The following is a 13,610-nucleotide window of genomic DNA, read 5'->3' as shown; positions in this document are numbered from 1 at the left end:
CCTGGTGTCCGCCTCCTTTCTTCTGCCTGGTGCTACCGAATCGTTACATCCCCGCTGTCCGTTTTGATATCGATTGGATGCCGGCCGCTTCCTTGCGAGCCTGTGATGTGATGCTGTTCTTTATGTGCTGTATCAGCAAATGAATACGGCGAACTGACGTCACCGCTCGCTGATTTCGCTTTGACTGTAAAGCTGCCGTTTTGGGGAAGGGTTAGATTGGCATCACCGCTTGTCAGCGTGACAGATACGGGGCCGGTTACCTTTTTCAATACAGCATTAAAATCTCCTGAAGTCATTTTCACATCAAGAGAGCCTGATACATGAACCAGATTTGCGTCTCCTGAAGCTGCTAAGTCAATGCCGGCTGTTTTGGAGACGGTATTTGAAATGGTTACATCCCCGGATGATGCCTTCACTTTCAGGTCTTGAAGGCGGACGTCCGTCACTCTCGTATTTCCGCTCGCACATACTGCGTTCAGCTTGGAAAGCGCAAGATGGCCATTCCCGGCCACAGACACGTCCCCGCTTGAGGTTCGCACTGTCAGATCACCTTTGTAATCATACGGAAGCCGGACGATAAGAGTCGAACGGTTAAACCCATTCAAAAATTGAAATTCTTTTTCCTTTACGGTCAGCACCAGTTTTCTTTTGTTTTCAGTCACAAATAACTTTCCCGAGTCTCCTTCAATGCCTGCTGATATGTCATTTCGTTCTTCCGCTATGACCCGGACATCCTTGCTATCGGACTCTATGACCATGCTGTCAATGTCCCGCGGCAACGCGCTGGCTGAATCGGCTTCTGTGCCATTTATGAAACCCAAGCCTGCGGCAAACACGTCTTTTACGACGACGGCGAAAAAGACAAGAATACCGGCAGTGATCAACAGTTTGCCAAGCATTTTTTTCATTCGGTTTCATCCTTCTCATTCATTCTATTATAAAGGAAAAGCTTTCGAATTGATACGTGCGGAAGGGAAGGACTTGACCGCAAATCCTTCCCCGTTCCGCTTATTCATTTGCCGCTTGTGTCTTGTCTGATTTTTGCAGTGAGAGCGCCCGCATTTTTTCAATCTCCGCTTCCACGTCATCTGCGAATTCTTTGCGTGTGAGTTCGGTGCCGGCTTCCGCTGACTTTGAATAATTCGCGCGGATTTCCATTTCTTCAATACGATTTTCAATACGTAAAAATTCACGATACGCACTTTCACTGTCAATTTTGTCAAATGTCGTATTCATATGCTCTTTAGCTTTCGCCGCATTTGCCCGCGCAATCAGCGCCTGTTTTTTATCCTTTACGTCTTGAAGCTTTGTTTCAAGAGCCGCCAGCTGTTCTTTCAGGTCAGCCAGCTGACTGTTAGCCTGTTCATAGGAAACTTTATGCTCTGCCGCCTTCCCTTCTAAATACTTCATTTCAGTCAGCGCTTTTTTCGCCAGTTCTTCTTCACCTGCGTCAAAGGCGAGCTGTGCCTGTTTTTTCCGTTTGCCAGCCACTTCAGCGGCTTCTTCATATTTTTTCTTAAATTGATAGGCAATCGTGTGCTGTTTCACAATTGTTTGCTTTGCTTTTGCAATGTCACTTTCCATATCGCGTACATATTGATTCAGCATTACCTTTGGATTCTCCATTTTATCAAGTCCTTCATGAACTGACGCAACAAACATGTCTCTGATTCTTTTTAATACCATACCTAATTCCTCCTAATATATTGATATTATTTTTTCTTCAAAAATTCTTCCCATTCGTCATCAAAGTGAGATTGGTAGGCAGCTGAAGCCGGTTCAGGCTCAAAAGATGATACACCGTTATCAGCTGATCCGTTTTTCATCAGCTTCCAGCCGTAATACACCATAGCGGCTGCCAATGCGATTCCGACGACAAACGGAAGTGAGCAGATGAGCATAATGGCTCCGATACCTCCCACGATGATTCCCGTGATGGTTTTTCCTGCGGCAAACCTTTTGACCCCTGCGTATGTCATTAAGCTCCCGATGGCGAGCGGGATGATAAAGCCGAAGCTTCCTCCTCCAAAAAAGACGGAGATCCCAAATACAATTAATAAGAATCCGCCTACTGTTTTTTTGTTTATCTTCATGCAGATCCTCCTTTCGTTTTCCTTGTCTTCATCTTATACAAGTTGGCATTTATGCAAAACGAATCAGAGATTGATTTTTATATAAGACCCGAGTCGTATCTCGCACCGGACCCATCGGCACAAAAAAAAGCCATGCACGAGGCATGGCTTTTCAAAACCCTTTACAGATGAACACTTGCTTCCCTTTCTTTAATCAGGTCGGACCTTTCTGCTTTGGCCAGTTTTGTAAACAGCAAAATTCCGATACCCGCAATAATTTCGACAATCCCTCCGGCAGCGATCACTTTTCCTGAGCCGAAAGCATTTGCGGCATATCCGCAAATGACAGCTCCGGCAGGGATCGAAATATTTGAGATCATATGTATAACGGCGTAAACCTGCGGCTGATCCTCACTATCCACAGAGGTCTGGATAATCGTGTACTCAGGAACATTAACAGCACTGACTGCGGCGCCAAAGGTAAACGCGGCGAAAAACACGAGCGGCAAAAAGGTGTTCATCCCGGTAATAAAGAAAGCAAATCCTTCAATAATGCCGGCAGTGACGAATAGCAGCCCGTACCTGTTTACTTTGACTTTCGCCAGCACAAATCCTAATAAAAATGCGCCTGCGGCGGTGGTGGCCTTTAAAAGCGAGTAAACGATCGGCTGGCCGTTTAAATCTTCCGCAACGTATACGGCTGAGAGAGCTTCCCAAGGGGCAGCCGCGAAATTCATAAAAATACAGTAAATAGCGAGCGGATATAAAATCTGATGCTTTCTGACGAGCCTAAAACCGCGTTTCAGCCTTCCGATATACGTGCCTCTCTGTGTCACAACAGCAGCCTCTGATTGAGACTCAACCGCAGTGTACTTAATAAAAAGGACGAGAAAACCTGACACCAAATAGAGCACAAGTGCGATAAGCATCGTATAAGAAGGGCTGATAAATGTAAGAAAAGCGCCGCATAATGTGACAGCCCCGAGCCGGACAATTTGAGCGGAGGATTGCAGCACAGCGTTTGCTTTTTGAATGCCCTGTTCATTTACGATTTGAGGAATCAAAGCGATAGAGGCGGGATTATAGGCAGCTCCAGTAGCAGAATGCACAATCATAAGCGTCATGACAAACCACAGCGGAGAGAAGCCCGCAAAATGGCATAGAGGGATAATCAAAACAATTGCTGCCCTTGTCAGATCTGAAAAGTACATCCAAAATTTCAGCGTGCTCTGTTTCATAAATGGCCCTGTCACAGGCGCCAGCACGGCTTCCGGCAAAAAAGTGACAGCAATCAATAAAGCAGTGCCGATCGCACCTTTGCCATCATAAATTAAAAACCATAATATTGAATTAAATGCGAACATATCGCCGGATATCTTGACTATTCTTGAGAAAAACAGATAATTGAAATTTCTCTTCCAGATGCTATCACTTTCAATTAAATTCACCATCCATCAGAGCCCCCCACTGCCTATTTTTTACATCTATTTATTACAATATCTCATTTTTCCATTTTTCAGTCAATAATTCATAAGGTTCATTTTTTGTCGCAAAATGGGAAATTGACAGGGTGAAAAACAAAAAAGCCGGCATGTATATGAACACGCCGGCTCTCACTTCTACTTTTCCGATTCACTGCTGTTTCGGTCCCGAAACACAATAGCACTCCTTTCATATTCTACATCGCCAATACCGCTTCTTGCATTCACAACCCGTGCAGCGGCAAATAAATAGTCGGACAGTCGATTGAGATAACGCAGCACTGTTTCATGAATCTCCTCCGATTTCATCAGTGTCACCACTCTTCGTTCTGCCCGCCTTGTAATGGTACGCGCTACATGAAGAAGCGAAGCACCCTTCGATCCGCCTGGAAGAATAAATTTCTTCAGTTCCGGCGCTTCTGCAGTATAGGCATCAATGCGCGTTTCTAAAAAGGAAACAGATTCTTCCGTTAGTTTGTAGTCTTTTCTTTCTGTGACGATTGCCAGATCGCCTCCGCAGTCAAACAGCTCATGCTGGATGGTCAGCAGCTCTGCTGTCAGATCTTCAAAACCGGGCTGCCCGGAAAGCTCTGCCAAAGCAAGCCCGAGAAAGCTGTTAAGCTCGTCAACCGTGCCGTAGCTTTCGACGCGGGGACTGTCCTTGTCCGTTCTGCCCCCGATTAAGCCCGTTTGTCCCTTATCGCCTGTTTTTGTATATAGTTTCATACCTGAACCTCCTTTACACAGACTTATTCAAACAGCTCAGCAGCCTCTTTTACACATTCAGCTGTTCCGTTCTTTATCAATTGATTCAGCCGCTGTTCTGTGTTTTCAGATTGCTGAGTTTGGGTCGCGGCGACGAGAATATCACCTGTATCTCGTCTGTCTCCCAGCACTTTCGTCCGTTCTGCTTCGGCAGCCATAAGAGCTTTGATGAAGAATTGATCTGACGCATAGCCATTAATCAAAATCCAAATGGAAAAGCCGGTCAGAACGCATATGAAAACAGATAACTCTTCATCTTCAAACGTTCGATAAACGAAACGGTCAAGCCTTTCTGAAGATGCGGTCGCACACGTTTCCTCCAGTTGAAAACCGTTCTCTGAAAGATAGGCTGCAAGTCCTTTTATCCGATCTGACTGATCTGGCAGCCGTTTATGGATCAGCGTTCTGCTCCACGAAAACCCTGCACCGATAGGCGTCGAGGACAATGTTCGAAGCGGGATTTCCGTTTGCAGAAGAATATCATCACGCCCCGCTTGGAGCAATGCTTCAAATGGGATAAACTGCCGCTTTTCGCTGTCTTTTTCAGGCTGAATCACAATCATCGGTTTAGGTGAGCTTTGATGAACCAAGGCGGTGACATCTGTATCGTACACCGCCTTTATGCGATGTTCTGTGACAGCATATTCCGGTTTTTGCTTAGGCCCTGCGGTGCCGTTTTTCATAAACATGAGCCCATCACAGTACAGGCTTGCGGTGTTCAAATCATGAAAAACGCTGACAGTTGCCAATCCGCTTTCACTCGTCAGGCGTTTAATCAGATCAAGCAGGTCTTTTTGATAAGCCAGATCGAGAAAATTGGTCGGCTCGTCCAAAAATAAAATACGCGGCTGCTGCGCCAAAGCTTGGGCCAAATACACCCGCTGCTGTTCCCCTCCGCTTAGTTCGCGGACCGGCTTTTGCGCAAAAGCGGCCACTCCTGTTTGCTCCATTGCTTTCTGTACAATCGCTTTATCCTTTTCAGTCTGCTGTCTGAACAGCCCCGTTTGGAATGGATATCTGCCAAAGGCCACAGTTTCTTCGACGGTAAAGGTGAAGGCTTGATCCGTTTTTTGCGGCAGGACAGCCATGATTTGCGCCAGTTCCTTCGGTTTATAGTCCGCCAGCGGTTTTCCGGCCAGATAAATGCTGCCTTCCTTGGCCGGCAGCGTGCCTGTCAGCAAGTGCAAAAGCGTGGTTTTCCCGCTTCCATTAGGGCCGAGAATTCCGAGGAATTCCCCCTTCTCCACTGTTAAGCTGACATTGTTGACTAGGCAGCTGTCGCCGTATCCTCCCGACAATCCTTCTGCCTTCATCATAGGCTTTTCCTCCCGCGGTGCTGCCGAATTAAAATTAGAGCGAACACAGGCGCTCCAGCCAAGGACGTAATGATCCCGATCGGCAGTTCAATTGGCTCAATGATCGTTCTGGAAAGCAGATCGGCTAAAACGAGAAATCCTGCGCCGAGCAAGGCGGAAAGCGGCAGTAAATGCCGATGGTCTGTTCCCCACAAAAGCCTTGTGATATGCGGAATGACAAGGCCGACAAAGCCGATCGTGCCCGACACTGCCACAGCGCTTCCGGTCAAAAGAGAGCCGGCTATTAAAATCATCATCTTCCTTTTCTGAACGCTGACTCCGAGAAGCTTTGCTTTGTCTTCTCCATATGTCATCACGTTCAGCTCCCTTCCGTTTATAATCAATAAAATGGTTCCCAAAAGAAAAAACGGAAGAAACAGAATAACATAACTCCAGCCTCTCATTGAAACGCTGCCAAGCAGCCAATGCACAATCGGAAGCAGGTTGTCTCCTGTCAAGGCGATGATAAGAGAAATAAATGCGCCCAAAAAAGAGTTGATGATAACACCAGTCAAAATGAGGGTGGAAACAGACATCGAAGTGTGAACGAGGCGGCTGAAGGAAAGGACCGCCGCGATCGTGGCAAGCGCCGCGGCTACACTCATAACCGGGAGTGTAAACCCTCCGATGCCAGGAAGCTGCAGGCTAAAGAATAGGGTCACAACCGCGCCAACTGAAGCACCGGATGAAACACCGAGCGTATAGGGATCAGCAAGCGGATTTTTCAGCAGCCCCTGAAAAGCGGCCCCTGCGATAGAAAGAGCCGCCCCCACAAGGGCGGCCAGCACAACTCTCGGCAGTCTGATATTCATCATAATATTAGAGTACATCGGATCATCAGAGCCGATAGAGCCGCCGAAACCTTGATGCCAAAAGACACGAAAGACAGCGGGAATAGGAATATGCAGGCTGCCGCAAGAAATTCCTAAGATGATGCTCACGGCTAAAAATGAGAAACCAATGATATATGCGGTAAAACGATTATTCCTTAAACGTATTTGGGTAAATGCTTTCCGCAAGTTCTTCGACCCCTTCGATCAGACGGGGACCCGAACGTGTCACAAGATCAGGGTCCACATCATATACACGATGATGTTTCACAGCATTGATTTCGCTCCACCCATTGCGTTTTTCCACAGCTTTCGCTTTCACACCGTCCGTTGTAACAATTGCATCAGGATTGAGTTTTACAATCGCCTCGTCTGTCATTTGCACCCAGCCAGTCTGATCCGCCGCTGCGTTTTTAGCATGGATGACATTCAGCATTTCATTCATGAACGTATCTTTTCCGGTTGTATAAATATCAGGGTCAGGAGAAACCTCGATAAATACACTTTTCTCCTCGTCCTTTGAAATGGTTTTCGCTTTTTCTTGAATATCCTTTACATCTGATTTCATGCTTTTCACGAGCTGATCGGCTTGTTTCTCAGCCCCGGCAGCTTCTCCGATCATTTCGATTGATTTGTACACCTCGGAGAATGATTGTGCATCATTGACAGTCAGCACGGTAATGCCCGCGTCCTTCAGCTGTTTGATGGCATCCGCTGATGCTGACATGGAAGACTCATGGGCCAGAACGAGATCTGGTTTTAGAGAAATGACTTTTTCAACGTTTACATTCATATCTCCGACTTTCTCAACCTTTTTGACTTCCTTTGGATAGGTGTCGTTTGTGGTGACACCGACCACTTTGTCACCAAGGCCGAGTGCATATGTAATTTCTGTGTTGCTCGGCATTAATGAAACAATCTTTTTCGGCTCTTTTTTGATGGTTACATCCTGGTTTGACGCATCATCAATGGTGACAGGGAACGCTTCTGTCTTTTGTTTTGCCTTGGAATCCTTCTGATCCGCAGAATTGCCGCAGCCTGCCAGCATAACAGCGGCCAGCAGGAGCGCAGTCCATATCCCGGCTCGTTTTTTCATACACTTTTCCTCCTAAAAGAACTAAAAAAAGCATCTCTACGACGGTAAAGATGCTGTAAACAACACAAAAAAGCCTATTGTTTACACCTCATCTGTCCTCGCAGAATTCGTGCTGATCAAACAGGCAGGTATCCTGGCTCTTGGCGCTTTGGCCAATTACAGTGGCGGGACCGCACCGGCTTGTACCGGTTTCCCTATTAAGCCGGCTGTTGTCCACGGACCGGCACCTATTTGACATTCGTATCCTTTTTTCGGAGTAATTATACTATATGACTGACAGGCTTGTATATGTGTCCTGAATGACTTTTCCCGTATTGTGTATGGGAGCAAAATCCTCGTAAACACTAAATTTGATCTTGTATACTTAATACCATCATCAATCAAAAGGAATGATTCTTATGGATTTACAGCTAAAAGACAAACTCGTCTTAATCACCGGCTCGACGTCCGGTATCGGGAAAGCCGCCGCAAAAAGCTTTCTGCAAGAGGGTGCGGCAGTCATTGTCAACGGACGCAAACAGGAGACTGTCGATCGCACCATTGAAGAGCTTTCTGGCTATGGAACAGTGCACGGTGCTGCTGCCGATTTGTCAAAAACAGATGAAGCAGCGGCTTTTATCGAAAAAGTAAATGAAATCGGTGATATCGATATCCTTGTCAACAACCTTGGTTTCTTCGAGGTAAAAGACTTCGCCGATGTGACAGATGAAGAGTGGAATCAATATTTCGAAGTGAACGTGATGAGCGCCGTTCGGACAAGCCGTCACTTCCTTCCAAAAATGCTTGCCAAAAACAGCGGCCGCATTTTAAATATTGCAAGTGAAGCAGGCGTCAAACCGCTGCCAACGATGATTCCATACTCAATGACAAAAACGGCGCTGATCAGCCTTTCAAGAGGAATGGCTGAAATGACAAAAGGCACAAATGTGACGGTTAACTCAGTGCTCCCGGGACCTACTTGGACAGAGGGCGTGGCATCCTATATGGAAGGTGCCGCACAAGCAGCCGGCCAGGATACAGACACATTTATCAAAGACTATTTCAAGGTCAATGAGCCAACCTCACTTATTCAGCGATACGCGACAGCAGAAGAAGTCGCTAACACAATCGTATTCCTCGCGTCTGACGCCGCATCCGCCATTAACGGCACGGCACAGCGTGTGGAAGGCGGCATTATCCGTTCTCTGTAGTATAAAAAAACGCATCCGTGTTTCGGATGCGTTTTTTTTATACGTCTCCAGCAAATGGTACCGGCTGATATCCGCCTGTTTCCAGTTGTGCTGAAAACAACCCTCCAGCGTGAGGCTGCTCGTATCTCTCTTTTTCTGTCATTTGTTCTGTTGCCGTTGTAATGTAAAGGGTTTTTAAGTCTCTGCCGCCGAACGCGCAGCACGTGACATATTTAGCCGGCACGCTGATTGAATTGATTTCTTTTTTCTGAAACGGGTCAATGTGAACAACGCGGCTGCCGCCAAACAGCGCCACCCACAGCATGCCATTTTGGTCAATTGTCATGCCGTCCGGCAATCCGTCTGACTGATCAAAACGATAGACAGGTTCTGGATTCGAAACATCTCCGCTTTGAGGATCATAGCTGTAACGCACAATCTCCTGCGTCGGCGTGTCGATGTAATACATCAAATTCCGCTCGCGGTCCCAATCCAAACCGTTTGAGGTGGAGACTTGATCCTTGATTTTGACAAGACTGCCGTCTAGATTCAAACGGTACAGCGACGCCTGTTTTTGCTCGCCTTCCATGCTCGTTGTCCCCGCCCAAAGCCTTCCGTACGGGTCACATTTAGCATCATTAAATCTCAGGCTCTCATGCATGTCCTTCGGCTGTTTAATTTTTTCCAAGCTGTCATCCCGAAGATGATACAGGTAAAACCCGTCCTTCATCATCATAATCAGTTCATCCTTTGAATATTTCGCAAGCGCCGTCACAAAGGATTTGAATTTGATTGATCGGTTGATTTTTTCTTCAGGGTCAAAGATATGGAGCTCGCTCCCCAGGATATCAACCCAATATAAGCGGCCGTTTTCTTCATCCCATAACGGGCCTTCTCCAATCACTGCCCGAGTGTCTGCTTCCAATACTGCATCCATGTGTTACACCTCTTTAGCTTCAGTCTATATATTGTTATTCCCGGCAAAGAGGTGTCCAAACCACTTGATGTTTATTGTTTTTTAAAAAGGATGGTAATGACCGTTCCAATGTTCATTCTGCTGTTCACATGGATCGTTCCGTTATGGAGATGGACAAGCTCCTTGGCAATCGCGAGCCCGAGACCCGTTCCGGCAGTTGAATCTTTTGTGTTCGTCCCTCTGTAGTAACGGTTAAACAAATGGGTAATCGTTTCTTCATCCATTCCTTTCCCATTGTCCTTCACCTTTAAAGATATATGATTTTTTGTTTGCTCCAGAATGACTTGAATCTCTGTTCCTTTGTCGTTGTGCTTCACGGCATTCCCAAGGAGGTTTTCTAATATGCGCCTGAACCACGCTTCATCAAGGGCAAATTCAATATGCTCTTCTTTGGATACAAACGAGATATCATAGCCTTCAGAAAACGGATTTTTCTTAAAATCCTCAATGACATTTTTAAAAAACGGGATAAGGCTAGTGAGATTTCTCTCAATAGGAAGAGCATCATTTTTCAGCCGATACGTTAAATTTAAGTCTTCAATCAGCTTGGACATGTATTCAGATTTTTCTCTGACAACCTGCCCCATTTCTTTCACTTCTTCCGGCGACCAGTCATATTGCTTCGACTCGAGCATCATGCTGTAGCCGTAAATGCTGCTGAGCGGTGTTTTTAAGTCATGTGACAAACCGGCGATCCATTCTTCCCTTGTCGCCTGGATTTTTTCCCTGTTTCTTTTATCCCTTCTCAGCGTTTCGGTCAGCTGATCCATTGATTCAAATATCTCACCGAAAAAGCGGTACGGCTGTTTGATTTTCCCCTTTTTATTTTTGCTGACAGGATGGCCTTCCCGGTTTCTGGGTTCCTCAAGCTTCCCTTTTGACAGATTGACCAGCCATCGAATCGTGTGAAAAATCGGCAGCCCGAACCGGAACATATACCAAACGGTCATCCAAATGATATACATGAACAAAACGCCCATAACAAGAAACATCGCTTTTAATACAACCTTCAGGAATGATTTGTTAAACTCCTGATCGGTTACATAGACAGGGTTCGGCACCGTAGCGACCATCCATCTGTCTTTATTGAGAATCTTAACGGAAATTTCCCGCTTATAGTTCCAAGGTTTAGAGCTGTATTTCAGCAGCTCCAGCTGGTTCATCGTTTTTCTTTCGCTTTTTGTGCTGTTGATGCTGTCGAGAATGTTTCCATTGCTGTCTAACAGGTAAATAGCGCCTTTTTTCTGCTTAATATAGTCGATGGTGCCAGACTTATAGTGCGCTAGATCGTCTATCTTTTGTTCGCGTTTTTCTACGGAAGTCAGGAGCTGTTCACTCTTTGATTTCCAGCCGAACAATAGAAGATACGACTTATCTTCAATATTGATAGCCCAATAATTCAGTTTATAGTTATGAAGCTTTTTGATTTTATAAATAGACAATAGCTCTTTCTTGGTATAGGTGCCCGGCACGTCTTTTGGCACGCCGTAGGAATAATCAGTGTTTCCTTCCGAATCAATGATTTGCATCCAGCCGTGCTGTTTATCGACAGATTTCTTCAGGAAATTATCCACTTCCCATGTCCCGTCTTCGTTTACATCGAGATATGCCTCAAGTGTGTCGGTCGTCGCCTTTGTCAGCCCCGAATTGGATTCCGCATCGCTAAAACGAGCGTCTAAATAGAAAAACGACGCTACCAGCATTACTGTAAGCAGCAGGATCACAATCAGCATCTGCCCGAAAAAGTGAAACAAAAACTTCCATCTTAACCTCATGACCGCTTGCCTTCAGGATTTGGGATAAAACGATAGCCGAGACCTCGAACGGTTACAATATACTCCGGATTGCTCGGATCGCGCTCAATCTTCTCCCTAAGCTTGCGAATATGAACCATGACGGTGTTGTTGTCACCATAGGAAGGGTAGCCCCATACTTTTTCATATATTTGATCCTTGGAAAGCACCACGTTAGGGTGTTCACAAAAATACTGCAAAAGTTGCAGAAGCTGAGCTGAACAAGCAACAGCTTCCCCGCCTACAATCAGCTCGGCATTTTGCGGAGAAAAAGTAAAATAATCATATGTGTATGTTTGATTTGAACTCGTTTCTTTCGATTGATATGTACGCTTGAGATGCGCTCTGATCCGCGCCGCTAATTCCAGCGGATTAAATGGTTTTGTGATATAGTCATCAGCTCCGACCGCAAAGCCCGATAATTTGTCCGCGTCGGATGATCTTGCCGTCAGGAAAAAAATCGGAGCTTCTGAATACTCTCTGATCAGCGTGCAGGCTTCAAAACCGGACATTCCGCCCATCATGACATCCAGCACAATTAAGTCAACCTTATTGGCCTTCACAACAGGAATCGCTTCTTCTGCGCTTGCCGCATCCAGTATATTTCGATAACCTTCTTTTTCGAGAACGCGTTTGATCATGTCCACAATCGCTTTCTCATCGTCTACGATTAAAATTGACGCATTTTCCACTTTTATGTTCCTTTCTGTCACTGTTTTTTTCATCTTATCATTATATCGTTTATTTATGGTACATTTTTGAATACATTGGAGCTTGGCAAATCAAAACAGCAAAAAAGGAGCAAACAAGCGCTCCCTTTTGATGTTTTTTTATATGAAAATATTATGAGTTCTCATCTACCATGTACAAAATAAACTCCCAAAATCCCGGGACATCCTGACACAAAAGCATATCAGCCTTTTCAAACATTTTGATCTTCAGCTCTTGCTCTAAATCTTCTCTTTCTTGATAGGACGTATTGCTGAGTTTTTTTCTGATCATCGGTGAAAAGCATGCAATCAGGTGCTCAATGTCAAAAGTCTCGTCATTTTGTTTCTTTTTTTGTTCAAACTGGCCGTTCACAGCTTACTTTTCCCCCTTTTTTTGCGCCGCTAGCTGCTTTCTGATATTCTCCAGTCCCTTTTTATGAATGTTGGAAATGTTTTGCCGGGACTCCCCTAATGAATCTGCAATCTCCTGCATCGTGGCACCGTGAAGATACACTTTCGTCAGCACGCTTTTTTGTTTGTCAGTCAGATTCTGAATCGCTTGGTAGAGCTGATAATCCTGAACATGCTGACTCAAATCATCCTGCCGGTCTAAAAATTCTTCAAATGCATCGCTTCCTGTTTCGGAAGGAAGTCGATCTCCTGCCTCCGGATGATCTACCGTCAGCGGATACCGTTTTTGATTTTTGCGAACCCGCTTATCAAAATCAATAGAAAAGATGCGAATCATTGAATTCATATACTTGACGATGCGGATTTCTTTATAAAACTGCTTAAATAGCTCGTCCAATGATTTTGCATCTTTTTCGTTAGGGCTTTCCATTACGTTTTTGAACAAACGGTAATGCTGAGGATTGCTCAAAAAATGCTTCACGATGGGATGCTTCATTATCTCCTTACATTTTGACCGTAAAAGACTTTGATAGTCCATCAAACCGCCTCCCTACTAAATTAAATGAAGGAAAGCAAAAAAAAGTAAACTACTACTTTCCGACTAGTGTCTTCCAAAATACTTTGCAGCAGTTTACGTTTTATCGGATTTCCTTCACTTACATACATGACTGCAGAAAAAGAAGGGAGGTATTTTCCTATGGATCAGGTTTTTATAGAGGAAGTCGTAAAACAAATCGGCAATTTGGGGTTTCCCGCGCTGATTGCAATGTACCTGCTGACCCGGTTCGAAAAGAAGTTTGATCAACTCATTGAACTAATGACAGAACTGAAAGATCATGCAAAAAAATAATTTTTCAATCAAAGTTGACTTTTCACTGATTTTTTTCACTTAACAAAACAGAAGGGAAAACGAAAGGCCTTTCACCTTCTCTTTCTGCTATCACAATTAAAT

The 13,610-nt window shown here is 45.2% G+C and carries 15 protein-coding genes and 1 riboswitch; of the genes, 2 read left to right on the top strand and 13 right to left on the bottom strand.

All coding sequences use genetic code 11. The annotated features are described in order from the left end of the window. Positions 1-32: 32 nt before the first annotated feature. The 8 genes from liaG to BFW96_RS04270 all read right to left on the bottom strand — a co-directional run bounded on the left by liaG (position 33) and on the right by BFW96_RS04270 (position 7,599). Positions 33-908: a LiaG family protein gene (liaG, locus tag BFW96_RS04305; protein ID WP_069838752.1), complete on the bottom strand. Its 876-nt coding sequence runs from the start codon at positions 906-908 to the stop codon at positions 33-35. A 100-nt stretch (positions 909-1,008) separates the two neighbouring features. Beyond that, on the bottom strand, positions 1,009-1,686 hold the full coding sequence (gene liaH / locus BFW96_RS04300) for a stress responsive protein LiaH (RefSeq protein WP_069838751.1): 678 nt from the start codon (positions 1,684-1,686) through the stop codon (positions 1,009-1,011). 26 nt (positions 1,687-1,712) lie between these two features. Beyond that, positions 1,713-2,093: a cell envelope stress-induced membrane anchor protein LiaI gene (gene liaI, locus BFW96_RS04295; protein WP_040081851.1), complete on the bottom strand. Its 381-nt coding sequence runs from the start codon at positions 2,091-2,093 to the stop codon at positions 1,713-1,715. A 161-nt stretch (positions 2,094-2,254) separates the two neighbouring features. Then, complete coding sequence (locus tag BFW96_RS04290; RefSeq protein WP_014665343.1) at positions 2,255-3,523, bottom strand: MFS transporter; 1,269 nt, start codon at positions 3,521-3,523, stop codon at positions 2,255-2,257. 168 nt (positions 3,524-3,691) lie between these two features. After that, complete coding sequence (locus BFW96_RS04285) at positions 3,692-4,279, bottom strand: cob(I)yrinic acid a,c-diamide adenosyltransferase (protein ID WP_069838750.1); 588 nt, start codon at positions 4,277-4,279, stop codon at positions 3,692-3,694. A 23-nt stretch (positions 4,280-4,302) separates the two neighbouring features. After that, on the bottom strand, positions 4,303-5,631 hold the full coding sequence (locus tag BFW96_RS04280) for an ABC transporter ATP-binding protein (protein WP_083252806.1): 1,329 nt from the start codon (positions 5,629-5,631) through the stop codon (positions 4,303-4,305). Further along, entirely contained in the window at positions 5,631-6,692 is a 1,062-nt protein-coding gene (locus tag BFW96_RS04275) for a FecCD family ABC transporter permease (protein ID WP_069838748.1), read from the bottom strand. Before BFW96_RS04275 ends, BFW96_RS04280 begins: the two co-directional genes overlap by 1 nt. Continuing rightward, a complete protein-coding gene (locus BFW96_RS04270) occupies positions 6,655-7,599 on the bottom strand; it encodes an ABC transporter substrate-binding protein (protein ID WP_069838747.1) in 945 nt (314 codons plus the stop codon). Before BFW96_RS04270 ends, BFW96_RS04275 begins: the two co-directional genes overlap by 38 nt. Positions 7,600-7,705: 106 nt before the next feature. Further along, a riboswitch (cobalamin riboswitch) is annotated at positions 7,706-7,845 on the bottom strand. A gap of 152 nt (positions 7,846-7,997) precedes the next feature. On the opposite strand from BFW96_RS04270, the gene BFW96_RS04265 reads away from it, so the two are divergent. Continuing rightward, on the top strand, positions 7,998-8,789 hold the full coding sequence (locus BFW96_RS04265; RefSeq protein WP_015384617.1) for an SDR family NAD(P)-dependent oxidoreductase: 792 nt from the start codon (positions 7,998-8,000) through the stop codon (positions 8,787-8,789). Between the two features lie 37 nt (positions 8,790-8,826). On the opposite strand, the gene BFW96_RS04260 is transcribed toward BFW96_RS04265, so the two are convergent. The 5 genes from BFW96_RS04260 to sigO form a co-directional block, all read right to left on the bottom strand. Then, entirely contained in the window at positions 8,827-9,705 is an 879-nt protein-coding gene (locus BFW96_RS04260) for an SMP-30/gluconolactonase/LRE family protein (protein ID WP_069838746.1), read from the bottom strand. A 71-nt stretch (positions 9,706-9,776) separates the two neighbouring features. Then, entirely contained in the window at positions 9,777-11,519 is a 1,743-nt protein-coding gene (gene yvrG / locus BFW96_RS04255) for a two-component system sensor histidine kinase YvrG (protein WP_069838745.1), read from the bottom strand. After that, positions 11,516-12,229 carry a two-component system response regulator YvrH gene (yvrH, locus tag BFW96_RS04250; RefSeq protein ID WP_041521425.1) on the bottom strand — a complete coding sequence of 238 codons (714 nt, stop codon included), beginning with the start codon at positions 12,227-12,229 and terminating at the stop codon, positions 11,516-11,518. Before yvrH ends, yvrG begins: the two co-directional genes overlap by 4 nt. 151 nt (positions 12,230-12,380) lie before the next feature. After that, entirely contained in the window at positions 12,381-12,620 is a 240-nt protein-coding gene (gene rsoA / locus BFW96_RS04245) for a sigma-O factor regulator RsoA (protein ID WP_014665355.1), read from the bottom strand. 3 nt (positions 12,621-12,623) lie between these two features. Continuing rightward, a complete protein-coding gene (gene sigO / locus BFW96_RS04240) occupies positions 12,624-13,154 on the bottom strand; it encodes an RNA polymerase sigma factor SigO (protein ID WP_003228469.1) in 531 nt (176 codons plus the stop codon). 201 nt (positions 13,155-13,355) lie between these two features. Here sigO and BFW96_RS04235 point away from each other — a divergent pair, with 201 nt between their 5' ends. Then, the gene (locus tag BFW96_RS04235) at positions 13,356-13,508 is read left to right on the top strand and encodes a YvrJ family protein (protein ID WP_003244090.1); all 153 of its coding nucleotides are present in this window, start codon (positions 13,356-13,358) and stop codon (positions 13,506-13,508) included. The last annotated feature ends 102 nt before the right edge of the window (positions 13,509-13,610 follow it).

Source organism: Bacillus sp. F56 (assembly GCF_001748205.1).
Taxonomy (GTDB): domain Bacteria; phylum Bacillota; class Bacilli; order Bacillales; family Bacillaceae; genus Bacillus; species Bacillus stercoris.
The sequence above is the reverse complement of the archived record's forward strand: the minus strand, read 5'-3'. Positions and strand labels throughout refer to the sequence as shown.

Excerpts from the sequence above, each read along its gene's own strand:
- BFW96_RS04285 (WP_069838750.1), bottom strand. The coding sequence starts at position 4,279 with ATGAAACTATATACAAAAACAGGCGATAAGGGACAAACGGGCTTAATC.
- BFW96_RS04235 (WP_003244090.1), top strand. The coding sequence starts at position 13,356 with ATGGATCAGGTTTTTATAGAGGAAGTCGTAAAACAAATCGGCAATTTG.
- BFW96_RS04260 (WP_069838746.1), bottom strand. The coding sequence starts at position 9,705 with ATGGATGCAGTATTGGAAGCAGACACTCGGGCAGTGATTGGAGAAGGC.
- BFW96_RS04270 (WP_069838747.1), bottom strand. The coding sequence starts at position 7,599 with ATGAAAAAACGAGCCGGGATATGGACTGCGCTCCTGCTGGCCGCTGTT.
- liaG (WP_069838752.1), bottom strand. The coding sequence starts at position 908 with ATGAAAAAAATGCTTGGCAAACTGTTGATCACTGCCGGTATTCTTGTC.
- BFW96_RS04290 (WP_014665343.1), bottom strand. The coding sequence starts at position 3,523 with ATGGTGAATTTAATTGAAAGTGATAGCATCTGGAAGAGAAATTTCAAT.
- BFW96_RS04265 (WP_015384617.1), top strand. The coding sequence starts at position 7,998 with ATGGATTTACAGCTAAAAGACAAACTCGTCTTAATCACCGGCTCGACG.
- sigO (WP_003228469.1), bottom strand. The coding sequence starts at position 13,154 with ATGAAGCATCCCATCGTGAAGCATTTTTTGAGCAATCCTCAGCATTAC.
- BFW96_RS04280 (WP_083252806.1), bottom strand. The coding sequence starts at position 5,631 with ATGAAGGCAGAAGGATTGTCGGGAGGATACGGCGACAGCTGCCTAGTC.
- liaH (WP_069838751.1), bottom strand. The coding sequence starts at position 1,686 with ATGGTATTAAAAAGAATCAGAGACATGTTTGTTGCGTCAGTTCATGAA.
- liaI (WP_040081851.1), bottom strand. The coding sequence starts at position 2,093 with ATGAAGATAAACAAAAAAACAGTAGGCGGATTCTTATTAATTGTATTT.
- yvrG (WP_069838745.1), bottom strand. The coding sequence starts at position 11,519 with ATGAGGTTAAGATGGAAGTTTTTGTTTCACTTTTTCGGGCAGATGCTG.